At 48.4% G+C, this 25,147-nt stretch carries 24 protein-coding genes and 1 riboswitch; of the genes, 6 read left to right on the forward strand and 18 right to left on the reverse strand.

Annotated elements, in window-relative coordinates; all coding sequences use genetic code 11:
- The first annotated feature begins 153 nt into the window (after positions 1–153).
- On the forward strand, positions 154–900 hold the full coding sequence (locus DXT99_RS12315) for a pseudouridine synthase (protein WP_115565863.1): 747 nt from the start codon (positions 154–156) through the stop codon (positions 898–900).
- On the opposite strand, the gene DXT99_RS12320 is transcribed toward DXT99_RS12315, so the two are convergent.
- From DXT99_RS12320 to DXT99_RS12350, 7 genes are all read right to left on the reverse strand, one after another.
- Positions 890–1,243: a hypothetical protein gene (locus DXT99_RS12320; protein ID WP_115565864.1), complete on the reverse strand. Its 354-nt coding sequence runs from the start codon at positions 1,241–1,243 to the stop codon at positions 890–892. The genes DXT99_RS12315 and DXT99_RS12320 overlap by 11 nt on opposite strands.
- A gap of 38 nt (positions 1,244–1,281) precedes the next feature.
- On the reverse strand, positions 1,282–2,208 hold the full coding sequence (locus DXT99_RS12325) for a DnaJ C-terminal domain-containing protein (protein WP_115565865.1): 927 nt from the start codon (positions 2,206–2,208) through the stop codon (positions 1,282–1,284).
- Positions 2,209–2,358: 150 nt separating this feature from the next.
- Positions 2,359–2,985, reverse strand: a complete 627-nt coding sequence (locus DXT99_RS27545) for a YqaE/Pmp3 family membrane protein (protein ID WP_246000686.1) — start codon at positions 2,983–2,985, stop codon at positions 2,359–2,361.
- Between the two features lie 161 nt (positions 2,986–3,146).
- Positions 3,147–3,866: an N-formylglutamate amidohydrolase gene (locus tag DXT99_RS12335; protein ID WP_115565866.1), complete on the reverse strand. Its 720-nt coding sequence runs from the start codon at positions 3,864–3,866 to the stop codon at positions 3,147–3,149.
- Positions 3,860–5,116: a carboxylate-amine ligase gene (locus tag DXT99_RS12340; RefSeq protein ID WP_115565867.1), complete on the reverse strand. Its 1,257-nt coding sequence runs from the start codon at positions 5,114–5,116 to the stop codon at positions 3,860–3,862. The genes DXT99_RS12335 and DXT99_RS12340 overlap by 7 nt, the downstream gene beginning before the upstream one ends.
- Positions 5,109–6,581, reverse strand: coding sequence for a RimK family protein (locus DXT99_RS12345; RefSeq protein WP_115565868.1), 1,473 nt, complete (start codon positions 6,579–6,581; stop codon positions 5,109–5,111). Before DXT99_RS12345 ends, DXT99_RS12340 begins: the two co-directional genes overlap by 8 nt.
- A 3-nt stretch (positions 6,582–6,584) precedes the next feature.
- Entirely contained in the window at positions 6,585–7,307 is a 723-nt protein-coding gene (locus tag DXT99_RS12350; RefSeq protein ID WP_115565869.1) for a peptidase-C39 like family protein, read from the reverse strand.
- A 180-nt stretch (positions 7,308–7,487) separates the two neighbouring features.
- Here DXT99_RS12350 and DXT99_RS12355 point away from each other — a divergent pair, with 180 nt between their 5' ends.
- A complete protein-coding gene (locus tag DXT99_RS12355; RefSeq protein WP_115565870.1) occupies positions 7,488–8,174 on the forward strand; it encodes an MCP four helix bundle domain-containing protein in 687 nt (228 codons plus the stop codon).
- Here the strand turns inward: DXT99_RS12355 and argH are convergent.
- The 9 genes from argH to DXT99_RS12400 all read right to left on the reverse strand — a co-directional run bounded on the left by argH (position 8,171) and on the right by DXT99_RS12400 (position 17,703).
- Entirely contained in the window at positions 8,171–9,502 is a 1,332-nt protein-coding gene (gene argH / locus DXT99_RS12360) for an argininosuccinate lyase (RefSeq protein ID WP_115565871.1), read from the reverse strand. The two genes, DXT99_RS12355 and argH, sit on opposite strands and share 4 nt — an antisense overlap.
- 256 nt (positions 9,503–9,758) lie before the next feature.
- The gene (locus DXT99_RS12365; RefSeq protein ID WP_115565872.1) at positions 9,759–10,820 is read right to left on the reverse strand and encodes a M20 family metallo-hydrolase; all 1,062 of its coding nucleotides are present in this window, start codon (positions 10,818–10,820) and stop codon (positions 9,759–9,761) included.
- A 24-nt stretch (positions 10,821–10,844) separates the two neighbouring features.
- Positions 10,845–11,669, reverse strand: a complete 825-nt coding sequence (gene proC, locus DXT99_RS12370) for a pyrroline-5-carboxylate reductase (protein WP_115565873.1) — start codon at positions 11,667–11,669, stop codon at positions 10,845–10,847.
- Between the two features lie 47 nt (positions 11,670–11,716).
- Positions 11,717–12,511, reverse strand: coding sequence for an acetylglutamate kinase (argB, locus tag DXT99_RS12375; RefSeq protein ID WP_115565874.1), 795 nt, complete (start codon positions 12,509–12,511; stop codon positions 11,717–11,719).
- Positions 12,512–12,594: 83 nt separating this feature from the next.
- Positions 12,595–13,548 (reverse strand): Rossmann-fold NAD(P)-binding domain-containing protein, encoded by a 954-nt coding sequence (locus DXT99_RS12380; RefSeq protein ID WP_115565875.1) that lies wholly within the window; start codon positions 13,546–13,548, stop codon positions 12,595–12,597.
- On the reverse strand, positions 13,548–14,702 hold the full coding sequence (locus tag DXT99_RS12385; protein ID WP_115565876.1) for an aspartate aminotransferase family protein: 1,155 nt from the start codon (positions 14,700–14,702) through the stop codon (positions 13,548–13,550). Before DXT99_RS12385 ends, DXT99_RS12380 begins: the two co-directional genes overlap by 1 nt.
- 96 nt (positions 14,703–14,798) lie before the next feature.
- Positions 14,799–15,806, reverse strand: coding sequence for an N-acetyl-gamma-glutamyl-phosphate reductase (gene argC / locus DXT99_RS12390; RefSeq protein ID WP_115565877.1), 1,008 nt, complete (start codon positions 15,804–15,806; stop codon positions 14,799–14,801).
- Positions 15,791–16,996, reverse strand: coding sequence for an argininosuccinate synthase (locus DXT99_RS12395; protein ID WP_115565878.1), 1,206 nt, complete (start codon positions 16,994–16,996; stop codon positions 15,791–15,793). Before DXT99_RS12395 ends, argC begins: the two co-directional genes overlap by 16 nt.
- 29 nt (positions 16,997–17,025) lie before the next feature.
- Positions 17,026–17,703 carry a GNAT family N-acetyltransferase gene (locus DXT99_RS12400; RefSeq protein WP_115565879.1) on the reverse strand — a complete coding sequence of 226 codons (678 nt, stop codon included), beginning with the start codon at positions 17,701–17,703 and terminating at the stop codon, positions 17,026–17,028.
- Between the two features lie 581 nt (positions 17,704–18,284).
- Between DXT99_RS12400 and DXT99_RS12405 the strand changes: the two genes are divergently transcribed.
- Positions 18,285–18,581: a hypothetical protein gene (locus tag DXT99_RS12405; RefSeq protein WP_115565880.1), complete on the forward strand. Its 297-nt coding sequence runs from the start codon at positions 18,285–18,287 to the stop codon at positions 18,579–18,581.
- Positions 18,582–18,587: 6 nt separating this feature from the next.
- Here the strand turns inward: DXT99_RS12405 and DXT99_RS12410 are convergent, their stop codons facing one another.
- Positions 18,588–19,844 (reverse strand): aspartyl protease family protein, encoded by a 1,257-nt coding sequence (locus DXT99_RS12410; RefSeq protein ID WP_246000687.1) that lies wholly within the window; start codon positions 19,842–19,844, stop codon positions 18,588–18,590.
- Positions 19,845–19,996: 152 nt separating this feature from the next.
- Entirely contained in the window at positions 19,997–21,334 is a 1,338-nt protein-coding gene (locus DXT99_RS12415; protein WP_394851327.1) for a voltage-gated chloride channel family protein, read from the reverse strand.
- A 45-nt stretch (positions 21,335–21,379) separates the two neighbouring features.
- Positions 21,380–21,452, reverse strand: a riboswitch (Fluoride riboswitch).
- A gap of 403 nt (positions 21,453–21,855) precedes the next feature.
- Between DXT99_RS12415 and DXT99_RS12420 the strand changes: the two genes are divergently transcribed.
- Genes DXT99_RS12420 through DXT99_RS12430 form a run of 3 tightly spaced genes read left to right on the forward strand, consistent with a single transcriptional unit; the run spans position 21,856 to position 25,069 of the window.
- Positions 21,856–23,592, forward strand: a complete 1,737-nt coding sequence (locus DXT99_RS12420; protein WP_115565881.1) for a sodium:solute symporter family protein — start codon at positions 21,856–21,858, stop codon at positions 23,590–23,592.
- Complete coding sequence (locus DXT99_RS12425; protein ID WP_115565882.1) at positions 23,532–23,984, forward strand: GNAT family N-acetyltransferase; 453 nt, start codon at positions 23,532–23,534, stop codon at positions 23,982–23,984. Before DXT99_RS12420 ends, DXT99_RS12425 begins: the two co-directional genes overlap by 61 nt.
- A 2-nt stretch (positions 23,985–23,986) precedes the next feature.
- Positions 23,987–25,069 carry an alanine racemase gene (locus DXT99_RS12430; RefSeq protein ID WP_115565883.1) on the forward strand — a complete coding sequence of 361 codons (1,083 nt, stop codon included), beginning with the start codon at positions 23,987–23,989 and terminating at the stop codon, positions 25,067–25,069.
- Positions 25,070–25,147: the final 78 nt, after the last annotated feature.

Consider the following 25,147-nt stretch of genomic DNA (forward strand, 5'->3'; position numbering starts at 1 on the left):
CTGCCCTTTCGTTGTTCTTTATAATCCTGTGTTTCCTGCAAATATACATTTCGCTTACGTTTAACTCTGCTCTATTGCCTTACTTTATAAAGTAAATACCAAAAGCATGTAAACTATGGCGGGAACAGTATCTTTGGGAAAAATTAAATTGAAGTGCTGGAGATTATTTACGAAGATGCGCAGTATGTAGCTGTCAATAAGCCGAATGGTTTATTAGTGCACCGGACGCGTATTGCCGAAGAAAAGAAGGAGTTTGCCCTACAGTTGCTCCGCGACCAATTAAGGTACCATCTGTTCACTGTTCACCGTCTTGACAGGGGCACCTCTGGTGTACTCTTGTTTGCCAAGTCTGCAGAAGCGGCCACTCCTATCGTGAAAGCCTTTGAGGAACGCCAGCCGGATAAAACTTACTTTGCCATTGTACGTGGCTACACTCCAGAGGCAGGCACAATAGACAGCCCCATTCGCCCGGACAAGGACCACCAGCATAAAGCGGCACAGGATGCTGTGACACATTACACTCGCCTTGCCACAATTGAATTGCCCATTCCTGTAGGCCCCTACAGTACCTCCCGCTATAGCCTTGTTAAAATAAAGCCTGAAACAGGCAGAATGCATCAGATAAGAAAGCATTTTGCCCACATCAGGCATTATATAATAGGAGACAAGCGCCACGGCGATTGGCGCCACAACCGGATGTTTCTGGAAGAAATGAACAGCCCTTTCCTCCTGCTGCATGCTGCTGAACTGCGCTTCAGGCACCCATATTCAGGAAAGCAGGTGGAAGTAAAAGCAGCTTTACCGGAAAACATGCTGCACTTGTGCCTGCAGTTTAACTGGGGTGATACTCTGGCAGCACAGGAGGCTTTGCCACAGCCTGTTCCGATTATTAAGAGTTAAGCACCCGCTTTACCATTTCAACCTGCATGCGCGCCACTACATCTTTATGAGAGTCTGAGTTGATGACCATGAGCAGGTATGCCATTGGAGAGAGCCGCCAATCCTGCACTACTTCTCCGTTTTGAGACCGGTACACGACCTTAAAGTTCTCCCGTAGCGGCAGGTGCATGGTATGGCATACTTCTGTGGCGCGCCTCACTGCTTGCCCCAATTCCTCAATGTTGTCACAACAACGCTTCTCCAGCAGGTCTGAAGCATAATAGGTAAGCTGTTGCTCAGCAAGGCTATCTAAAAATTCATCTAGGGGGCTATAAGTTCTGGTTTGTTCAAAAGTCACTAACATGGCAAAGGACCTTTAGCTTATGTTAACTACATTTACGATTATACTGCTTTCGCCTGCCGCATATCCCGTAGCTTCTCAAGCAGTTGGCGCTCTTCGGCAGACAAGTCTGTAGGCAGGTTTACTTCTATTTTTACGTAAAGGTCTCCAAACTGGTCAGGTTTACCGTAAACGGGCATCCCTTTTCCGCGGAGGCGTAGTGTTTTGCCTGCCTGTGTTCCGGCGGGTATCGTCAGTTTCAGCTGTCCATTCATGGTATTTACCTGCGCCTGCCCTCCCAATATAGCCGTAAACATGTCGAGCGGCAACGTTGTGTAAAGGTCATCGCCTCGGCGCTCAAACCGTGGATCAGGATGCACTCTGATGTCGATGTACAAATCTCCGGGTACGCCACCCCCAGCTGCCGGACCGCCTTTGCCTTTGATGCGCAGTTGCTGGCCGTCAGCCACCCCCGGCTTGGTAGTGATGCGAAGCTGTTGGTTGTTCAGGTTGATGAGCCTGGAGGTGCCAGTGTAGGCCTCGGTTAACGACAGCTCTAAATCAGCCTTATAGTCCTGCCCTTTGCGGGCTCTTGTTCTGCCGCCTGCCGCCTGGCCAAAGCCGCCTCCGCCGCCAAAAAACTGCTGGAAGAAATCAGAGAAGCCTCCTCCGCCTCCGCCGCCAAACATGTCACTAAAATCTGCTTCGTTGAAACCACCTGGCTGCCCGTAATACTGCCCGCCGCCTGCGCCTGCATTCTGGAACTGCCGCCAGTTGGCACCTAACTGGTCATACTGCTTACGTTTCGCTTCGTCGCCTAGTACTTCATAGGCTTCGCTTATATCTTTGAACTTGTCTTCTGCGACTTTGTCGCCTTTGTTTTTATCAGGGTGATATTTCTTGGCCAATGCGCGGTACGCCTTCTTTATATCGGCCTGTGAAGCAGATTTTTCTACCCCAAGTATAGTGTAGTAGTCCTTGTATTCCATTTGGTAGATGCTTTGAAAACAGTCTGGCTTAGCTGCCTTTTTATTTCTGTAACGATATCACATTATTGTGGTTAAATCAAATTTGCTTAAAAATGACAGGAGCACCGCTATTAACGGTGCTCCTGTTTGATAGATGTTGTATAAAGTAAGTTAAATCGTATCGGTTACCACTAAAAGGGCATATATAATTCCAGGTAAAAAGAAAAGCAACGTCAGGATTATGCTTATCCAGAAGCTGGTGCCAATGCCATCGTGCAGGAACACAGCCAATGGAGGCAGTAGTATAGCCAGAATAATCTCTATGATGTTAGCTCCTCCACCAGTCTGGCGGTATGCCTCCCTCACCTCTTTCTTTAGCTCTTTTTTCTCTGCTTTGGTCATGTTGGAGATACGCTCTTTGGCCATAGCCAACGCTTCTGCCTCTGTTACAGTTACCTCTCTTTTGTCAAGCGTTATAGTCTCATCTATAGCAGGCGTTTTAACGACTTCAGCAGTTTTATTTTTCTTTACAGCTGGTGCCGTTACGGCGGCATTTGCCTCTATATCAGGCGCTGTTTCAGAAGCGTTTGCTTCTTCATTGGCAGCAGCGAGTGCTATGTCAGTCATGGTTGGATCCGCTTCTACAGGCTCTGCAACCGGGATTGGTTTCTCTTTTATCTTATTATAAGCTTCGGGCTTCTGCGCCGAAAACTTGTAGTATTCAGCTGAACTACACGAAAAAAGGAACTGACCTGCGAACAGCACTACAACCAGATGTAGTAGACTTTTAATTTTCATAGTTTTAGGAATTTATGGTGAAAAAACAATTATTAAATTTATAACCTTATAGCCTGCTACACGATTTCTCTACCTCACTAAAGTTTTATATACTCCTGTACAATACTTCATATTCACCTTTTTTGTTATCAGATGTGCTTTATTTCCATTTTCAGAAAAATCTACTTCTCTATTTCCGGTAACTTGTAAAGACTCAGTAACCGCTGTAAACTCTCTTTAACGATACTTTTTAGCTCTTCCCATAGCAGTGTCTCTCCCAGCGGATATTTCTGATTAATCTCCAGTTCTATGCCTATATACTGCTGCGCCGGAAACTTGCGCCGCAGGTACGTCGGGAAACCGTCTGAGACACCGAGATAAGGATAGTTATACCGTACTTGCAAGCTGGGCTGCAACTGTAGCAGCTGCTCTTTTAATTGGCGGCAGAAGCTTTTCTCTATGCTGCGCTTTGGGTCATAGAGGAGCCCAATATTCGCCTGGCGTACTTCGCCCTCCAGCACCGGCGTAAAAGTGTGCACCGAGAGATGCAAGACCTGCCTGCCTGCTGTGATACAGCTTTGTATCTGTTTCTCCACGGCCTGCCGATACGGATGATAATACTCCTGCAGAACCTGCTGCTTTTCGGGTTCCGGTAAATTGTTTGTGACAGAAGAGAAAATGGACTTTGAATTTAGCGAACGGTTCAGCTCAACGAGTAGTCGGGTGGTATCTGCAAAAAAGGCCGCATGGGCATCGCCTTTCAGTTCTTCAAACAATTCCTTTGCCCCGATGTCGTAGCCTCGGTGCGAGGAGAGCAGCTCCTGCTGCCCCTTAAACAAATGCGCAAAGGCAGCGGGTACTTTGTTTCCGCCGTGCTCACAGGATAACACAAAGGCTAGCATGGTTCATCCGGAATAAACACACCTCCTTCCTGCAGGCACACTGCCAGCTGACGGTAAATTTCTCTTATTTTTTCTTCTGAAGGGTTTTTGCCAATAGCTTCTAAAATTCTGCTGGACAAATTTCCCCTGGACACGATGATGTTGAGGGCATGGGCCACTTCCGGCTCATCGTCAAGCACCAGAAGCTCCTGCACCAGATGCTGCCAGAGTTCACCCGCTGAGCAGCTTCCGCTGCAGTCGTATCCAAAGAGTCGTACGTACTCATGGTTAGTAATAATTGCCTCCTGCCCTTTTTGGATCACCTCCAGCAATATAGCTGCCATCTCATTCTCATCCCAAGTTTTCAAAACCTCCATAGGCACCCACCTTTCTGCCACCAATGCCTGCAGCACCGTTACGATGGCTTGTAGCACCGCAATATCCGCCACCGGACTCTCCTGAATGTCTATAACGCGGATTTCAATCGCATCCCGGACAAAGCGGGCGATGGCTCCACGGGAGTTAAGGAACTCCTCCTGTAATATTTCATCCGGGTCATAAGGTGAAATATCTTTATAAATTTTTTGCAGGATCTGCTCTTCATACTCTTTCTTCGAAAAGACAGCTTCAGGCACTATTTTCCCCGCTATAGCAGGAATCTTGTCCTGGTTGTGGCGGTATACCTCCAGCCGTGTATCCAGCAGGCCGCTCACTTTGCCATCTAGAATAGGAGAAGAGGCACTGATAGCGGGGATAATTGGCAGCAGGACACGGATAGCTGCATGTAGCTTCGCAAACTCCGCATCGTTGGCAAAAGGCAGGTTCAGGTGAGTACTCTGCAGGTTAGACCAGCCGTGGCCCTGGCAACCGAAAATGCGATCGTAAGCTTCATACACCGCATTATGCTCATGCGGCCACAATTTAGTATCTCTTTCGGGGTTCATGAGCGGGTGCGCTCCTGTAGGCAGCAGCATAGCGTTATGTTTCTCCAGCATCCCGTTAATTTTCTGAACATGCTCCTGAAATTTTCCTTGCAGGCCCAGAATACTTTTGGCCGGCTCCTGTGTTTTCAGTTCAATTACATGTAGCACCAGTTCATTGCTCCAGGCTATATCACCGAACTCCACATCAGAAAGATATTCCCCCACTTCCTCATAAATCAGCTTGTCTGTAATTGGAAGCACCTGCAGGCTATCTCGCTGCACAATCATGTACTCTAACTCTACCCCGAATCCTTCAAACAGGTGTAGGGGTTGTTTGACACTATTCATAATTCCTGCTGTTTTTGTGGGTGTCGATGCGCTTTTTAATTGATTTAATGATGGAGGCATACAGCTCCTTTTTCAGGATTTTGTCTTCCACTCCTGCATCGATGCTGGGGTTGTCATTCACCTCAATCACATAGGCCTTGCCGTTGATTTCCTTCACATCAACTCCATATAAGCCATTTCCTATCAAATTAGCGGCTTTGAGGGCAGTATGCAGCACATGAAAAGGCACCAGTTCGAAAGGAACTACTTCCCCGTCCCCCTCTTCATCCTGTTTTTTCTTGCCGTTCCAGTTATAGATCTGCCAGTGCCCTTTGGCCATAAAGTATTTGCAGGCATACAGCGGCTGTTTGTCCAGCACACCAATGCGCCAGTCGAAATCTGTCGGCTTGTATTCCTGACCAATAATCAGTTCAGAATCAGCCAGCATTTTATCCAGTTCCTCCTTCAAACCCTCTTTATCTTTCGCCTTCACCACACCCTGCGAGAAAGAACTGTCAGGTTTTTTGAGGACACAAGGCAAACCCAGAACAGACTCAACCTGTGTCCGGTTGTCTTTATGTATGATCATGGTTTTAGGTACAGGCACCTTTGCTTTCGTTAGTAGCTCCGCAAGGTATACCTTGTTTGTGCAGCGCAGTATCGACACCGGATCATCTATTACCACAAGGCCATCTGCGTGCGCTTTACGGGCAAACCGGTACGTATGGTGGTTAACAGCCGTAGTCTCCCGAATGAAAAGTGCATCAAACTCAGCCAGCCGACGATAGTCATCTTTGGTGATTAATTCTGTGTAAAATCCCTGGCCTTCTGCCGCTTCCACAAAATACTGTATGGCCTTTTCGTTGGAAGGCGGTGCCTTCTCATGCGGGTCTACTAAGATAGCCAGATCATAAATCTTTCGCGAAACGCGGACACTGGAAAAACGGTGCCTCGCAAAATAGGCCTTAGCAAAGCGTTTCAGGTCACTTCTGTGACTTTCCGGTACCTCATTTACAGGTATCGGAGAAATACTCTGCAGCACCCACTCCTCTTTGTAAACAAACTGAGCCCGCAGCAGGGGCGCCTTAAACAGATCATGCAGCTGCTTGCAAAGCTTTTCATACTTCAGGGCCACATTGTGCCCGAAATATATGCTGAGGGTAAAGTTTTTTGACCGCAGCCCCGCCAGGCTTTTCTGAATCAGATCGTTTAGCTCCACCGTAATTGCCCTGACGATGGTTGGGCTTTTCAGGTCCTGCATGGTCGTGACGCTTGGGATGGCTTTATGCCCTCTTGCCTCCGCCAGCAACGACACATAGTAACCTGCGCTCTGGTATCGGTAGGAACGGCTGAGATTAAATATCCTGGCGTTTTTTATATCGGTATAAGCAGCGTCTGTCAGGTAAGTCTGCGTATCCACTACTTCGGTGTCTTCCGTCGCCTCATCCCAATCCCTGGGGTAATCAACAACAACTATTTTTCGCATGTTTTATTCTTGCACAGTAACTTGAGTGGCAGGTTGTATGGCTAAAAGATTGGCATCGAAGGTGGCCATGCCCAGCATAATGGAATTTATCAGATGCGAGGCCTTCACTTCGTAATAATTGTCTCCGAAATAGGGGTTCTCGCGGTAAGGATCTGCCACCACAATGCATTTTGGATCATCGGCAAAGCCACAGAGTACTACAAAGTGGCCCATCGTAAATCCACGCACATCATGATAAATAGATTTCCCCAGTTCATCTTCCAGTTCCCGTGCGCTCTGATATAAATAGGTAGCGCTTAGCCCTGTCAGCAGCGGTATTCCCTGATCAAAGTACTCGCGTAGCATGGTTTTAGTGAGGTCGCGGCAGCGCAGTTCTCCTCCTAAGCGCAGGAATTCGATGTAAGCATGTGAAGCCCTGTGGAGTTTGCTTCCCTTTTTTACCTGCATCTGCTTTTCCAGCTTCATGATGATATCCTCATTGCTCAGCGTAAACCAGGTTGGATCAAAAATGTGCAGGTTATATGTATAGATGCGGGCACTGTATCCCCGCTGCAGGGCATGGCAGGCAAGTAAAACTTCCAGCGTACCCCCTTCATCCAGGTAAGGCACCTCTTTTATTACCTCGCTTAGCGAAATAGCATCTTTGAAGTAACGGTAGACAGCATGCAGGCTAGTCGGCCCACAGGTAGAATCATCCGGCTGCGTATGGATCTTGATTGGAATCACGTTGAAGGCTTACATTTTATGAACGTTAAAATCTGACTGTTATACGTACTAAATAAGTTTTGATATTTTATTATTTCAAGATTTAAAATAGCACTTTCTAAAGCTCTGCCAGCAATTATAAGGACAGTAGCTAAAGTGCATTATTTTGCTTATATTTAGTATAAGTTAACCGACAGTATTATGAACTGGACATACAGGATTCGGGAACGTAATAAAGTAGCTCTGGCCTTAGCGGCTGTTTTTATGATCATTGTGCTGGCAAACTGGTGGGTAAGCTATAGTATGAAAGAGGTGAGCACCCAATTTAAATCGGTGTACCAGGACAGGCTTATACCTGCTCTGGATATAGCGGCTATGCAGGAACGCTATTACCAAAATCTGATGCTGCTAGAGGAGCACATGCAGGCGCAGTCTGAGGAACAGGAGCTGCACCTGCAGGCAAAATTCAATCAGAATATAAAAGAAGTGGACTCACTCCTGGCCAAGTATGAAACTACTTACCTGACACAAAAGGAGGCAGAGGACCTGCAAGAGTTTAAAACTGCGCTGCGCCAGCTCACTGATTTACAGCATGCAGCCATGAACCTGAGCCAAAGCAGTGATAAGGCGGCGGCTGCCAACATGTATACAACAGAGGTGGTGCCTGCCTTTAACCAGATGCTCCTGCCCTTGCATGCACTCAGCCAGCTGCAGCAGGAAGTAGGGCACGAACTGTATGCCTCTGCGGAGAAGCAGCTGAGCTCTCTAAAGACACTTTCTTACTTAGTAATAGCGCTTGCTGTTATACTTGCCTTACTGGTAGGAGCACTGCTGCAAACCTCCCGCAGCATGAAGCGCATTAAAGCTCAGAAGTTTCATCTTAACTAACCCAGCAAATCGGCATACGCTTTCTCAACCCGCTCAAAATTAAACTGGCTTATAGCCTGCTGCATTTGGTTTGCTATTTCATTGTTACAAAGATTGCCGATACTGCCTTCATGGGTATGGGTTACAGTAGCTGCCGGGGAGAAAGTACCGGCCTCAATATCGGCTCCTACTTTTTTGTAAGCATCCCGGAAAGGCATTCCCTCCAATACCAGCGCATTCACGGCATCCACACTAAACAGGTACTGATACTTCTCGTCCTGCAGGATATTTTCCTTCACCTGTACCTGCTTCATCATAAAGGCCATCATCTGCAGGCAACGCTGAAGTTCCTCAAAAGCAGGAAAAAGATTCTCCTTCAGTAGCTGCAGGTCGCGGTGGTAGCCGGATGGCAGGTTAATGAGCAGCATGGAAATTTCCGTTGGCAAGGCCTGAAGCTTATTGCACTTTCCGCGCAGCAGCTCAAAAACATCGGGGTTCTTTTTATGGGGCATGATGCTGGAGCCGGTGGTGAGGCTGTCAGGCAGTGTGATAAAGCCGAAATTCTGGTTCATATACAGGCACAGGTCCATGGCCATTTTAGCAAGCGTAGCAGCCACCGAGGCCAAGGCTGTCGCCACTACCCTTTCTGATTTGCCACGGCCCATCTGTGCGTATACCACGTTATAGTTCATGCTCTCAAAACCCAACAAATCAGTTGTCATCTGGCGGTTGAGGGGAAAAGAAGAACCATAACCAGCGGCAGAACCTAAGGGGTTTTTATCTGCTATTTTATAGGCAGCCTGCAGCAAGTACATATCATCCACAAGGCTCTCAGCGTAGGCGCCGAACCACAGCCCAAAGGAAGAAGGCATGGCAATTTGCAGGTGAGTGTATCCGGGCAGCAGCACGTCTTTGTAATTTTCGCTTTGTTCTTGCAGCAAATCGAACAAGTCTTTTGTTTCTTCTACTACGGCCTGTAGCTGGTGACGGAAAAACAGTTTAAGGTCCAGCAGCACCTGGTCGTTTCTGGAACGGCCACTGTGAATCTTTTTACCAGCCTCCCCTACACGGCGTGTCAGCTCCAGTTCTACCTGCGAATGTATGTCCTCCACACCAGGTTCTATAGCAAAACTACCTGCTTCAATGTCTTTATAAATATTCTTCAGCTCTGCCTGCAGCACATCTAACTCTTCGGCTGCCAACAAGCCAATGCTTTGCAGCATCCGCGTGTGCGCCAGCGAACCCAGCACATCAAAAGGAGCCAACTGCATGTCCAGCTCAGCGTCTTTGCCGACAGTAAACTTCTCTATCTCCTTTTCTGTGCCCGTATTCTTTTGCCAAAGTTTCATATGTTAATGTGCTAATGAGTTATATGCTATTATAATTTTTGTCGCCGCTGTTGTGTGTTCTCACCAACAGCTTGATGGCAGATAGTAATCCTATTTATTTTAATTTGGAACAGTAGCGTGCTTGTGGGTGAGAACACACAACAAGGGCGAACGTAGCAGTTGTTTCTGTAACTTATTTTCACGACTACACAAACTTAGATCGATGTAAAGAAAAGAAGCACGTGCGGCTTTATAGCCACTGCACCATATAAAGATTTTATACCACCTGCTCCAGCAGTTCTATATACAGTTTGATTCCCTCCTCTATTTCTGACAAATAAATGAATTCATCAGCCATGTGAGAGCGGCCGGAAAAGCCTGGTCCCATTTTAAGCGAGGGAATTGGCAGCAGCGCCTGGTCTGAGGTTGTGGGAGAACCGTAGGTCTGACGGCCCATCCGGATACCCGCCTGCACCATAGGATGCTCTAAAGGTATAGATGAAGGTTTCAGACGCATGGAACGGGGCTTAACCTCCGCTTTTACATGCTGCTGTATTACCTCCATCACCTCCTCCATGGTATAAGCATCCGTTAAACGAACATCTACAGTAAAGCGGCAGCTGTCCGGTACCACGTTATGTTGTGTACCCGCCTGCACCATCGTCACGCTCATCTTTACAGGACCGAGGTACTCAGACTCCTTCTGGAATTTATACTGCTGAAACCACTGTATATCCGGCAGCGCTTCATAAATTGCATTCAATCCTTCTTCCCGGGCTGCATGCCCCGCCTTACCTTTTGCCTCACAATCCAGCACCAGCAAGCCTTTTTCTGCTATAGCAAGGTGCATTTCGGTCGGCTCGCCTACAATGGCGGCCTCTAATGTGCCCAGTTGCGGCAGGATGAACTCTATGCCATTCCTGCCGGAGATTTCTTCCTCGGCAGTCGCTGCTAATACAAGGTTGTACTTTAAATCCTTTCTTTCATAAAAATGCAGGAAAGCAGCTATAAGTGAGACAAGACATCCACCGGCGTCGTTGCTGCCAAGGCCAAACAACTTCCCCTCTTCCACGGCAGCCTCGAATGGGTTACGCGTCCAACTAGGGTTAGACTTTACCGTGTCGTGGTGCGAGTTTAGCAGGATAGTGGGTCTTGAAGCATCATAGTGCTTGTGAAAAGCCCATACATTATGCTGCTCCCGGTGGATATTGACCCCACGTTCTTCCAGGAAATGCGCGATAATAGCTGCTGTGTTGCTTTCTTCTTTGCTGAAGGATTGTGTTTGAATCAATTGTTTCAGCAGTTCAACAGCTTCTTCGTAAAGTGTCCGGGAAGTCATGAATTGGGTGATATCAGTATGATGTTACTTTTCTTTATGATAAAGCTGTTCGGCTTTAAGAGAGGAGGTTTTAATGCCTTTTATCAAAGCAGAGCTGAAACCGTTGTGCTCCATTTCGTTTAAGCCGGCAATGGTACAGCCTTTCGGAGATGTTACTTTGTCTATTTCGTTTTCAGGGTGACTCTGGAAATGCAGTAGCAGAGAGGCTGCGCCTTTTGCTGTCTGGGCAGCCATACGGAGCGCATCTGCCGCATGAAAACCGATTTCTGTGCCTCCCTGGGTGGCAGCCCGAATAGAGCGCAGGAAGAAGGCAATGCCACAGGCACAAAGGGCTGTAGCTGAAGTCATCAGTTCCTCCTCAATCTCCACAGTATCTCCCACCGCATCAAAAATATCCCTTACCAGGTTCAGGTTTTCTTCAGAGGCTTTATTGCCCGCGATGCACGTCATGGATTCGCGTATGGCAATAGCCGTATTCGGCATGGCGCGAATCACCTGCAGGCCCATTTTTCCTACCCGCTCCACAATGTCTGTTACCATCACGCCGGTTACGATGGAAATAAAGAGATGGCGCTGCACATCAACTTTTTCCGCCACGGAGTCTAACACAAAATCAAGTTGCTGTGGCAACATGCTCAGGATGATGATGTCGGCCTCTTCCACCGCACGCGCATTATCGCTGGTTACCTGGTAACCCTCTTTTTCTAAACTTTCAAGCGCCCGCAGGTTCCGGCGGGTCAGGGTAATAGCAGCAGGCTGGTATTTGCCGGATGCCACCATGCCTTTGGCCAGCGCAATTCCCATATTGCCTCCGCCAAGTATGGCTACTTTCTTTACTTCTGAACTCATGATGGTCTTTTTAAGGATGCATTAGGGTTTTATGCCCTAATAAAAAGCTAAAGCGTAAGCAGTGTTCCTGCCTTTCCGCCTGCCACAATATCATTAATTTCGGCAGCATCTCCAATCTGCACGGCTTTCACTCCCTGGCCCAGTGCAGCGAAGGCATTATCCAGTTTAGGTATCATTCCCTCTGAAACCACGCCTGTATCTTTCAGCTCAATAAATCTGGCCTGATTTATATGTGAAATCACAGAGGTATCGTCGGTAGGGTCCTGCAACACCCCCTTTTTCTCAAAGCAATACGTTAGCTTCACCTGGTAAAGGGAGGCCAAAGCGGTTGCCAGCATGGAGGCGATGGTATCGGCATTGGTATTTAAAAGGCTGCCATCACCATCATGTGTCAGGGGGGCAAAGACAGGCGTAATACCTAACGTCAACAGCCCATGCAGTACCTCCACATTGATGCTTCTGTTACCTGCCACATCACCAGCAAAGCCATAATCCACCTCCCGCACAGGCCTTTTAGAAGCGAGAATGGTATTGGCATCGGCTCCGGTCAAGCCGATAGCATTACAGCTTAATGCCTGCAGTTGCGCCACTACCTGCTTGTTTATCAGTCCGCCATAAACCATCGTCACTAAATCCAGTGTCTCCGAATCCGTAATCCGGCGGCCCTCATGATATTTTGGTATGATGCCAAGCCGCTGGCCTATGGTAGAGGCAATCTTACCGCCACCATGCACCAGTATTTTAGCACCGGGAAATGACGCAAAATCGCTTAGAAAGCGGTGCAGCTGCGTCGGTTTGTCCAGTATGTTGCCACCAATTTTGATGATGTTTAGCTCTTTCATAGGTTGTTTGCTTCGTAGCAGATAAGACACACACAGATCCCCCGCAATGATTCGGGAAAGTGTGAGGTGTGAGGGACTATTATTTATTTTAATCCTTCCAGCAGGCGCTTCAGAACTGTTTGCGCAGCGTAGGTGCGGTTGTTTGCCTGCTCCAGCACTAAAGAGTTTGGCCCGTCCAGTATTTCGTCGCTGAGCTCCACGTTGCGGCGCACCGGCAGGCAATGCATCACTTTAGCGTTGTTGGTTCCTTCCAACTTTTCATTAGTCATCATCCAACCTTCGCCATCCGTCAGCACTTTGCCATAATCAGTATAGCTCGACCAGCTTTTAACGTAAACGAAATCTGCATCCTGTAGCGCTTCCTGCTGGTTTGTCGTTACCTGCGCGTTTTGAGTGAATTCGTCTGCCAATTCATACCCCTCCGGGTGTGTGATGACAAGGTCTACATCTGCCTGTCCCATCCATTCGGAAAAAGAGTTGGCCACGCACTGTGGAATTGCTTTTACATGCGGCGCCCATGTCAGGACAACTTTAGGGCGTTTGCCTGCTGGTGTATTTTCTGTAATGGTCAGCAAATCGGCAAAGCTTTGCAGCGGGTGGCGCGTTGCTGACTCCAGGCTCACTACCGGCACTTTGCAATAAGAAATGAACTTGTGTAGCAGGTCTTCATTGTAATCCTCCTCCCGGTTCTGCAGCTTTGGAAAAGAACGTATACCGATGATGTCGCAATACTGCCCCAGCACAGCCGCTGCTTCTTTAATATGCTCGACGGTGCTGCCGTTCATCACAGCCCCGTCCTGCGTCTCCAGCGCCCAGCCTTCTTTGTCGAGGTTCATCACCATGACGTTCATGCCCAGGTTGGCACCAGCTATATGGGTGCTCATGCGGGTGCGCAGGCTTGGGTTCAGGAAGAGCAGTCCAAGGGTCTTGTTCTGCCCCAGTTCTTTATGCTGATAAGGATTTTGCTTCAGTTGCTGTGCTTCCTGTAGTAAATCTTTCAGATCAGCTACATCCTGCACAGAAGTAAATTTTTTCATTAGTTGGCTTGTATCGTAGAAGTGTGAAGAACAGATTCGAAAGCAGACAGGAAAGTGTCTACTTCACGGGCGCCGATGCACAGTGGCGGCAGGAGGCGCAGCGTGTTTTTGTCTGAGGAAGACCCGGTAAAAATGCCGTACTCCGTCAACAGTTGCTTCCGGATAGGTGCACAGGGCTCCTCCAGATCCACACCAATCATCAACCCTTCACCACGCACTTCGCGCACGCCCGGAAACTGACGAAGGGCTTCTATCAACCTCTTACCGATGCGCTGCGCGTTATCCAGTAGTTTCTCCTCCTCTATCACTTCCAGCACCGCCAGCGCAGCCACGCAGGCCAGGTAATTCCCACCAAAGGTGGTGCCCAGCATGCCATGCTTCGCTTTAATTCCCGGGTTAATCAACACTCCCGCCACCGGAAATCCATTTCCCATTCCCTTGGCAACTGTTATCAAATCAGGCTTTACGTCTGTGTACTGGTGGGCAAAGAACTTGCCTGTGCGGCCGTATCCTGTCTGCACCTCATCCAGAATCAACAACGCTCCTACGCGCTCACAGCCCGCGGCTACTTCCTTCAGAAAAGCTCCTTCCGGCGCACGTACACCGCCAACTCCCTGTATACCCTCTACGATGACTGCAGCCAGCTCCGGCCCATGCACCTCAAGGGCATAGTTGAAGGCTTCCGTATCATTTAAAGGAACAAATACGACGTTTTCCGTTTCGTTTATAGGCGCCTGTATAGCAGGGTTATCTGTTACAGCCACGGCAGCAGAGGTACGGCCATGGAAAGCTCCTTTAAACGCCAGCACCTTTCTACGACCTGTATGGAAGGAGGCAAGCTTCAGGGCATTCTCATTAGCCTCAGCACCGGAACTGCACAGGAACAGGTTATAGTCCTCGTAGCCACTCAGCCTTCCTAACTTCTCTGCAAGTTCCTGCTGAAGGGGCATTTGCACAGAGTTTGAATAAAAGCCGATGTTGTACAGTTGGCGTGCCATGCGCTTTATATAATGCGGATGGCTGTGACCGATGGAGATAACTGCGTGGCCGCCGTAAAGGTCGAGGTAGCGTCTGCCGTGCTCGTCCCAAAGATAGGCGCCTTGTGCTTTTACAGGTGTTATATCGAAGAGCGGATAAACGTCGAATAAATTCATAGAGATGAAGTTAGAGGTAAGAGGTTAAACAATAGAGGAAGTACTTGATGTACATGGCTTGTGTCGTTATGTGTTAATCGTTTATTGTTACTCGATTTAAAAAGCAGAGGCTTTCAGGTTCAGTCCCGCCCTTTCATTCAGGCCGAACAGCAGGTTCATGTTTTGTACCGCCTGGCCCGATGCTCCTTTCAGGAGATTGTCAATCATGCTGGTGATGACCAGGTTGTCGCCCTGCTTCTCAATGTATAGCAGGCATTTGTTCGTATTCACCACCTGCTTCAGGTCCGGTGTAGTAGAGCTGATGCTGACAAATGGGTGCTCCTTATAGTAGGCTTCGTACAAAGCTGTGGCTTCGCTCTGGCTCAGGCTGCTGCGTAGATAGGAAGTACACAGAATGCCGCGTGTAAACGGTCCCCGGTAAGGCACAAAGTTTATCTCCGGCAGTTTCTCTTGCTGGAGCCCTTGTAATGTACGGCGCAACTCGTGCAGGTGCTGATGGTTCAGTACCTTATAGTTTGAAATGTTGCTACTGCGCCAGCTGTAATGTGAGGTGGCACTCAGACTCTGGCCGGCACCGGTGCTACCTGTAATGCCGCTTACGTGCACGGCTTCCGTCAGTAGCTTTTCTGCCGCCAAAGGAAGCAGGGCCAGTTGTATGGCAGTAGCAAAACAGCCGGGGTTTGCGATGTTCTCTGCTTCCTTGATGGCATTACGCTGCAGCTCAGGCAAGCCGTATACAAAAGTACGACCTGCACCACTAACGGTGGCTTCTGTTATACTTTCATTCCAGCGGAAATCCTGGCTCAGGTCTATTACTTTGATATGCTGCGGCAGGTCACTGGCTTCTACAAACTTTTTCGCTTCGCCATGTCCCACACACAGGAATAGTACATCCACGTCCGCCTGTAGGGTATCGGTAAAGGAAAGCTCGGTATCTCCTAGCAAGTCTTTATGCACCGCATACACCGGCTTGCCCGCCTGGCTGTTGCTGTGTACAAAGACAATATCTACGTTTGGGTGGTGTACCAGGAGGCGCAGTAATTCTCCTCCGGTATAGCCTGCGCCGCCAACAATACCTGCTTTCATACTTATTCCGTCGCCCATGCCGCTTCGCTGTTGATGCTATGGTACATTTTGGTCTGGTTGCCGAAAATCTTCGCAAAGCCTTTCACATCGTCCGATGTCCAGGCGCGGTTCATTTCGCCATAGGTACCGAACTTGTTGCTCATCAGGTCGTGCGCACTCTCGATGCCCTCTACCTGTAAGCGGTAAGGCGCCAGCAGTACATGCACCTTGCCTGTCACGTTTTGCTGTGTGCTCTCCAGGAAAGCCTCTATGTCGCGCATGGTTGGGTCCAGCAGTTGCCCCTCGTGCAGCCAATTGCCATACCACACCGACAGCTGATCTTTCCAGTATAGTTGCCATTTTGTGAGCACGTGCTTCTCCAGGGTATGGTGCGCTTTGATGATAACCATCGGAGCGGCTGCCTCAAAGCCTACACGTCCCTTAATGCCGATGATGGTATCGCCCACGTGGATGTCGCGGCCAATAGCAAAAGGCGCCGCCAATTCCTGCAGGTGTTGTATGGCCTGCACCGGATGCTCAAACGTCTGGTCGTTAACGCCAGTTAATTCGCCTCTCTTAAAATGCAGGGTTACACGCTCCGGCTCCTGCTTGCTGAGTGGTGTCGGGTAGGCTTCCTCTGGTAATGGCAAATGAGATGTCAACGTTTCTTTCCCTCCCACCGAAGTTCCCCAGATACCTTTGTTTATGGAGTACTGCGCCTTTTGGAAATCCATCTCTACGCCGTTCTTCTTCAGGTATTCTATTTCCTCCTCGCGGGATAGCTTTTTGTCACGGATAGGCGTGATGATCTCTACCTCCGGTATGATGGCCTGGAAAATCATGTCAAAGCGCACCTGGTCGTTTCCGGCGCCGGTGCTGCCATGGGCTACATAATCAGCACCAATCGTCTTAGCATAGTTAGCGATAGCCAGCGCCTGCGTTACACGCTCTGCACTCACCGACAGCGGATATACATTGTTCTTGAGCACATTGCCGAATACCAGGTATCGGATACAGCTGTTATAGAAGTTTTCTGTTTCGTTCAGGTGCGTGTGCTTTTTAGAGCCCATGGCATAAGCACGGCGCTCAATATCTTCCAGCTCTTCCGCAGAAAAACCACCGGTGTCTACAATGGCAGTGTATACTTCCAGACCCAGTTCCTGGGCCAGGTAAATGGCACAATAAGAGGTATCTAATCCGCCACTAAAGGCTAAAACTACTTTTTTCATTCTGTTTGTTTTTTCAGATTAAGGATAAATTAAGCTGCCGATACTTTGTTAGCGTTCTCAGGTTGTTGGTTTGGGCGCTGGCGGTGGCGCATCCAACGCTCCTGCGCGCTGTTCGCTTTTGGCTGTGGCTGCTTCTCTACTACTGGCAGGGCCATGTAACTTTCTTCTTTTTCAGGATCATAGAGCATGGCTGTGCAAAGGCAGTTCGTGCGGTTCTTACTCTGCAGAATCTCAAAGTTCACACAGCTGCGGCAGCCCTTCCAGAACTCCTCGTCATCGGTGAGTTCAGAAAAAGTAACTGGTTTATATCCAAGACTGGAGTTGATGCGCATGACAGGCAAGGCAGTGGTCAAACCAAAGATCTTCGAGTCCGGGTATTTGGTGCGCGATAACTCGAATATCTTTTGCTTGATTTGACGGGCAAGGCCACTCTTGCGCAGCTCCGGCGATACAATAAGCCCGGAATTCGCCACATATTTACCGTGGCCCCAGGTTTCTATATAGCAGAACCCGGCCCAGGATCCATCCTGGTGCAGCGCGATGACCGCCTTGCCTTCCTGCATTTTCTGTGCGATGTAATCGGGGGATCGTTTGGCGATGCCTGTTCCCCTGGCTTTCGCCGATTCCTCCATTTCCTGGCATATCTGCAGTGCATGGACAATGTGTTGCTCTCCGGCAACGGTAACAATGAATACTGATTGATTCATCTTTTTAGAAAATAATATGCCCTTGCTGTGCTTAGCAGAGCGTATAGAAAATAAATAAAAAAATGGATAGCAGTAGCCCTGACCGGCAAGCGTTTCTGTGCCTGGTGTCTTTAGCTATTCGGGAAATGAATGAAAATATGACTACCACATAGGTAGTCGGTAAGCACGCCGGCCTAGGGCCTGTAGCGGACTACGGAGATGGAGGATGATAAAACTGCCCTTATGGGTAGGACAGAAAAAGTCGCACACTTCTGGTTTGAAGAGTGTTTTATCAAATTGGATGATAAAAACGCCTTTTTTTGCATTGACTTAATTAATCGTTTAAAATTGAGCACACTACTTATACCCAAATGAACAGGGCAAATGTTTCACAATATTTTTATTATTGCAAAATTTTAGAGCAATAATATTTACATATCAGGAAAAATAGGGTTACTATACCTTTGGGCAGCAGGTTTAGGAACCGCTAATGGGAAGACAATCTAAGTCAGGAGTAGGTTCAAAACAGAATTTTAAGGTAAATGCGCTATCTTGCCGCTTTATTTGCTGCTTCTCTGCAGCCATAAACGTGCTTGCATTACATGAGAAAACTTTCCATTTGGGTTATCGCCGGCATCCTCTTTTCTGCTATAGGTATGGTATCACTTTTCATGACCCGCGAAGCCCTGACAGCAGCTATCTGGTTGAGCTTTGGAAATGGTCTTATCCTGTCGGACCTGCGATTTTCGGCAACGGATGAAAAAGGAAAAACTTATGTAAAGCCTGTTCCAAAGGCGAGATATTACACCGCCATCTTTCTGATTGTATTTGCCATTTTACTACTGGCGCTGCAGGTTTACCTGGATGTGCAGGCTGCAGGTGCAAATAAAGTTAACTGAGAAAAGTTAGATACGGCTTTGCAACACCAAGTCTACATCCAGTATTTCCTGTTGGCGCTTCAGCCGCAGGCGGAGGGTACGACCAGGCTTGCTTTTCAAGATTTCAAGCAGCTCTGGCAACATCAGTTCATGGCATTTACGCCCATTAACGTTCAGCAGCTGATCTCCCGGCTCAAGCCCTAAGAGTTTGGCAGGAGAATCTTCTATTACATTGGAAATTACGTAAAAGTTGGTACCTGGCAAAGGCGTTACCACTTCAAAACCAGCCATGTTGTAATTGAATGGTTCCTTAAACCTGTGGTTAGGAATAAGCGTGAGGCGACTGTGCGGGTAATCAAAAATAACTGTAAATCGGGAGAGTACGTCTGAGCCCAGGTTTCCGTTCCGGCCACCCATATTAATAGCGAGTTTGATTGACTCCGCATCAGGGTAAGAAGCAGGCAGATCTTCCAGCTCATACTTCCCAAGTGCAAAAGCTTCAAGCCTGCCTATCTGGCCATGCAGGTCACCACTGAGCCCTCTGCCTAAATACGCTTTCATTACTTTAGGAGGCAGTGTCAGGCGTCCATCGGAAGGCAGATAAAGAGACAGGCTATGGCTTGCTCCTGTATCAATGACGAGCTTAACTTTTATTGTATCGCCGTTATGCTGCCGCACATTACCGTGCACATATGCTTTTGTTCCTTCTATGTGTAAGGGATATTCTTCCGCTTTCCGCTTTTTCTTTAGCGTAGCGTCCGGACGGTAAAGGGTCAGGTTTTTATTGCTATAGTTTATTTTTACAATAAAGTTTTTGAAGATATCGTACCCAATTATTCCATGCACCGGCATCCCCATATAACTGGAAAGATCAAACACATCTTCTAACAGCACATACACACGATGGTTGATCCCTTTAATTCCACGCATGAACATCTCATTGCCATCAGACTCATAGGCTTCTATAGAATGCCCCTCTCCTAAACCTTGAATCGTAATTTTATTTATCTCTTTCAGGTCAAGGGAATCATCATGGTACAGATGGGTAATGAGGGTGTTTTTTACGCCGGAGTCGAGGATGAAGTTGAGCGGCTGAGAACCATTGATGCGAACAGGAATAACGATGAGGTTGTGGACCAGGTCGAAGGGAATATTGATTTTCTTTCGCTTGGAAGTGAAAAAGACTGTGTCACTGTCTATATTCAGCTCCTCCTGGGCCTGTACCGGGTAATGCAGCAGGCAAAGGGAAAAGAAAATCAGCATCAGGAATTTTACTCGTGCCATAACCTGAGACTCTGTGTTGGAACAATAGTAAATACGCTATTCTTATATACGTATCAAGCCAGAGTAGAGGTAATTCGTTCCCTGACTATCAAAAGATTAACCTGATAATAATAGGAAAGTTTTGTAGGGGGTGTGTTTTATCTGTGACTGCTTTACTCTCTCTTTTTGCGCGAGGCTGCCACCGACGCTATATCCTGTCCTTTCTCGCGGCCGAAAAAGAGGTGCTTGGGAGTGCCGATGATCTGTGATCCATATACCCCGGAATGGCCGGAGAAAAGATATGCGGTAACGCAGGCTAAAGCCATAAAAACGCTGCTTTCCGCTCCAAACAACTCAATAGCCATAATGGTACAGGTAAGAGGGGTGTTAGTGGCACCGGAGAACACAGCAACAAAGCCCATGCCCGCCAGCAGAGCCATGGGCAGCGGAATAAAGCCTGATAAAGCATTGCCCAGCGTGGCGCCGGTAAAGAAAAGCGGCGTTACCTCTCCCCCTTTAAACCCGGCTCCAAGTGTGAAAGCTGTCAGCACAATTTTCACAATGGAAGCATACCAGGGTTGAGCCACTTCGAATGCCTGAAGAATCGTCGGGATGCCCAAGCCAATGTATTTGGTGGTGCCCATGCCCCACACAGCAATGGCAATAACAGCCCCACCCAGCAATGGACGGAAGGGTGAATACGAGACATGTTGCTTAAACTGCTGCGTAAAAAAGTGGGTGGATTTCGCAAAGGCCATACCAGCAATACCAAATACAGCTCCTGCTCCAAGGGCAGAAGCGATACCCGTTGCGTTAATCTCAGGTACAAAAGGAATGGTAAAATGCATATGACCTACACCCCAGGCCAGGCAGACATAATCTGCAATAACAGCCGCAAGAAAGCTTGGCAAGAGTGCTTCGTAGCGCAGACGGCCCAGTATAAATACCTCCAGCCCAAAAATGGCACCCGCTAAAGGTGTTCCGAACAGGGAGGCAAAACCGGCGCTTATACCTGTAATGATCAGTATTTTCCGATCTCGGGGGCGCAGGCGAAACAGGAAAGTAAACTGGTCGGCAATGGCCCCTCCCATTTGTACTGCCGTGCCTTCCCGTCCGGCAGAGCCTCCTAAAAGGTGCGTCACCAGCGTGCCCAGCAGTACCAGCGGCGCCATCCGGAAGGGTATTACTTTGCGGGGCCGGTGAATCTCCTCCAGCAGCAGGTTATTGCCTTTAGCCGCACGACCGGCATAGTAGTGGTAAAGCAAGCCAACTGCAAAACCGCCAATGGGCAACAGCCAGATGATCCAGGTATTCGCCTCCCGGTAATTTGTTACCCAATCCAGTGCTACCAGGAAAAAAGCAGAGGCAGAACCTGCCAGCACTCCCACCAGTACGCAAATGACCAGCCACTTGAGTGTATATAAAAGGGCTGTTGCCTGCTCACCGGCAGAAAGCATCTTGCTCAGGAGCTTTTTTAAGAAAGATTTTTGAGATGACGGGCGGTTTTTCATAATCAGCTGAAGACAAATATACAACAATGGCAATGTAATCCATGCCAATCTGTAGGAGTCATCAGCCTGTGCTGCGGGCGCAGGCGGTTCAAGGTGGTACCCCATCACCTTAAGGCTAAAGATAAGTATAAAATTTAAATTTTGATCAGCTTCAGGTGATATTGCCTTAAGTGTAGTGGCCTTGAGGCACTGTAGTGTGTGCAAGTTGGCCAGAAAGTCAACAATGACTTTATGTATGAAGCCACTCCCCCATCTCCGTTTCACCTCCGCTATTGTTGAGGCCTAGCTTTTCTGACTTAATAGGACTGAGCTAATATATTTCGTTCATGTCTTCAACCTGAGCATAACGGCAAGCTGACTGCCAGACTTATGTATTTGTACTATAGCAAACACACCAAACCCATACTATAACTTGTACAAGGCAGCAAAAGCAGCAAAAACAATGACTTTAGGGCATTTCTGGGTATCTTCAGGCATACCAGTAGCATTCATTTCTCACCTGAATTATATTTTACCAATAGATGCACTACATCGACTTAACCATTTTCGTGCTTTACATGCTGGCTATGCTAGGCGTAGGATTTTACTTCCTGAGAAAGAACGAAGGGGCTGATGATTACTATGTAGGAGGTCGTAATATGAGCAGCGGGCACATTGGCCTGTCTGTAGTGGCGACAGATGTGGGCGGTGGTTTTTCGATTGGCTTAGGTGGTCTTGGCTTTGCAATGGGGCTTTCCGGCTCCTGGATGCTTTTTACCGGATTGTTAGGTGCCTGGCTGGCAGCAGTTTTCCTTATTCCGAAGGTGAAGGATAACCCGGCCTTTGCGAAGTTCCTGACCTTCCCGCAAATATTCGGTTATTACTTTAACGCCCGTGTCGCACTGCTGGCCGGTATTATCTCCGCTATAGGCTATACCGGCTTCACCAGTTCACAGATTCTGGCTGGGGCTAAACTGGCCAGCGGCACCTTCATCAACCTCGACCTGAACACCGCCCTACTGATTATGGGCATCATTGCGGTGGTGTATACCGTGATGGGTGGCATGAAAGCAGTTATTTATACCGATACCGTACAATGGGCTATTCTCATGAGCGGGCTGGTTTTTATCGGCATACCCATCTCCTTTTTAGCCGTGGGTGGCGGCGTGGAGCAAATCAGCTTCTCACAACTCTTTAACCTGGAATGGCTTTCTGCCCAAAGTAGCAGAAGCATGGCTGCCATTCGAACGACTCTGCCCCCCGAATTCCTTAGCCTGACAAACATTACCTGGCAGCAACTGGTGAATTGGGCTATTACCATCATCCCGATATGGTTTGTAGGCATGACACTGTACCAGCGCATTTACGCCTGCCGCGACGCTAAAACCGCCAGAAGAGCCTGGTACCTGGCGGGCCTGTTCGAGTGGCCGATCATGGCGTTTATGGGTGTGAGCCTGGGTATACTGGCGCGTGTAGCCGCTGAGCAAGGCATGTTTGATGCCCTTGGCGCCGGTGCCGTGGTAGACCCCGAAACAGGTTTGCCGATGCTCCTGCGTACGGTGCTGCCGGTGGGGTTGATGGGGCTGATGCTCTCAGCCTACTTCTCGGCCATCCTTTCTACGGCAGACAGCTGCCTGATGGCCTCGTCCGGTAATATTGTATCTGATGTCATCAGTCACTTCTGGAAAATAGACCCGGACGCTCCTTCCACGCTGCGCCTCTCCCAAATTGTGACCCTGGCAGTTGGTGCCTTTGCCCTCTGGCTGGCCACCACCATGACAAACGTGCTCGACCTGATGCTGTACTCTTATGCCTTTATGGTGTCAGGGTTGTTTGTACCTGTTTTAGGCGCCTTGTTCTGGAAACGCCGCAGCAGTGTGGCTGCTTTCTGGGCCATGCTCATAGGTGGCGTGGTCACGGTAGTGCTGCAGGTAAGCATGCTTTCTGCCCCCGACACTGATTTGACAGGACTTGCCCAATCGTTGCACCCTTATTTTCCGGCCGAAGTGAGCAGCACCTGGGTAAGCCTGAGCGAGTTTGAATTGCAAGAGCTGTTGGAGCGTACACTTTCAGCGCACAGCATCGTACATATACCGTGGCTGAACCTGACGTTCCGGTTGCCGCTGAACCTGGACCCAAACCTGTTTGGCTTAACAGCTTCTCTCATACTTTATATCACCCTGACCTTTATATATCCCGATAAAAACAAAAATACAACATGGCAGAAAACAACAGTGTCCGCTACGACATTTACACCCCGACCAACCCACAAGGGTTAGACAAAGATGAGATAATAGACTTCCTTTTTCATCAACTTGATGAGTATGGAGACGAGCGGAAAGACATTGCCAAATGCATAGATTATGCACTTTCTGAAGCAGAAGGCAAAGGTGGTTCTGTGATGGTAGCGCGTGAAGGTGATGCCGTAGTGGGTGCTTTAATACTAAACAACACAGGTATGAGCGGGTTTATACCTGAGAATATATTGGTTTATATAGCCGTGCACAGCAGCCAGCGCGGCAAAGGCGTAGGTAAAAGATTGGTGCAAATGGCGGCCGATAACACCACAGGAAGCATTGCCCTGCACGTGGAGCCGCAAAATCCGGCCCGCCACCTGTATGAGAAAATGGGCTTCACAAATAAATATTTAGAGTATAGATTACTAAGATAAATATGGCAGTCCTAAAGCTGTACCGCGATAAATTAAAACATAATTACAATCACCTTGACAAGGTTTTTAAGGAACACAACATTGACTGGGGCGTTGTAACGAAGCTGCTCTGCGGGGAAGAGATTTTCCTGAAAGAGGTGCTTGCGCTTGGGGTGCGTGAAATCCATGACTCCCGCGTAACCAATCTGAAAGCCATTAAAAATGTGGCCCCCGATGTGCAGACCGTTTACATTAAACCATCTCCTAAAAAAAGCATTCCAGATATTATACAGTATGCAGATGTAAGTTTCGAGACGGAGCTGGATACCATCCGGATGCTGTCGGAGGAAGCTCTGCGCCAAAATAAGATCCATAAAATCATTATTATGATTGAAATGGGTGACCTGCGGGAGGGCGTGATGGGCGATGAGCTGGTGAACTTCTACGCAAAGGTATTTGAGCTGCCCGGTATATCCGTGATAGGATTAGGCGCCAATTTTAATTGCCTGCATGGGGTAATGCCCACTAGAGATAAGCTTATTCAGCTTAGCCTTTACAAGCAAATCATCGATGCAAAATTCGACAAGGAAATTCCCTGGGTATCTGGTGGCACGTCCGTCACCATCCCGCTGCTCTTCAACCACCAACTGCCTGGTGGCATTAACCACTTCCGAATTGGTGAAGCGCTGTTCTTTGGCCTGAACCTGTTTACAAGCGAGACTTTTGAGGGCATGCACGACGATATTTTTGAGCTGGAAACTGAAATTATTGAGTTGACGGAGAAGCCGATGATGCCCAGTGGCATGCTGGCAGAAAATCCCAGTGGCGAAAGCTTTGAGGTGGATGAAAGCCTTTTTGGCAAAACCTCGCACAGGGCTATTCTGGATGTCGGATTGCTTGATATAAACCCAAAATTCCTGATTCCTAAAAACTGGGAGCATGAGCAGCTCAGCGTTATCGGTGCCAGTTCCGACATGCTGGTGGTGGAACTAGGGGAAAACACGCAGCAGTACAAAGTCGGAGATATTTTGCGTTTTTCCCTCCGCTACATGGGAGCACTGAGTATTCTCAACTCCCGTTACATCTCCAAAGAAGTGGTGGTATAAAATCTGCAGGCATGCTATTTTCTCCTCACCTCACGAAAACAGCGTTCTTCCGCTGCGTTAGCTTTAGCGGAAGAACGC

It is taken from the genome of Pontibacter diazotrophicus (genome assembly GCF_003367245.1).
GTDB lineage: Bacteria > Bacteroidota > Bacteroidia > Cytophagales > Hymenobacteraceae > Pontibacter > Pontibacter diazotrophicus.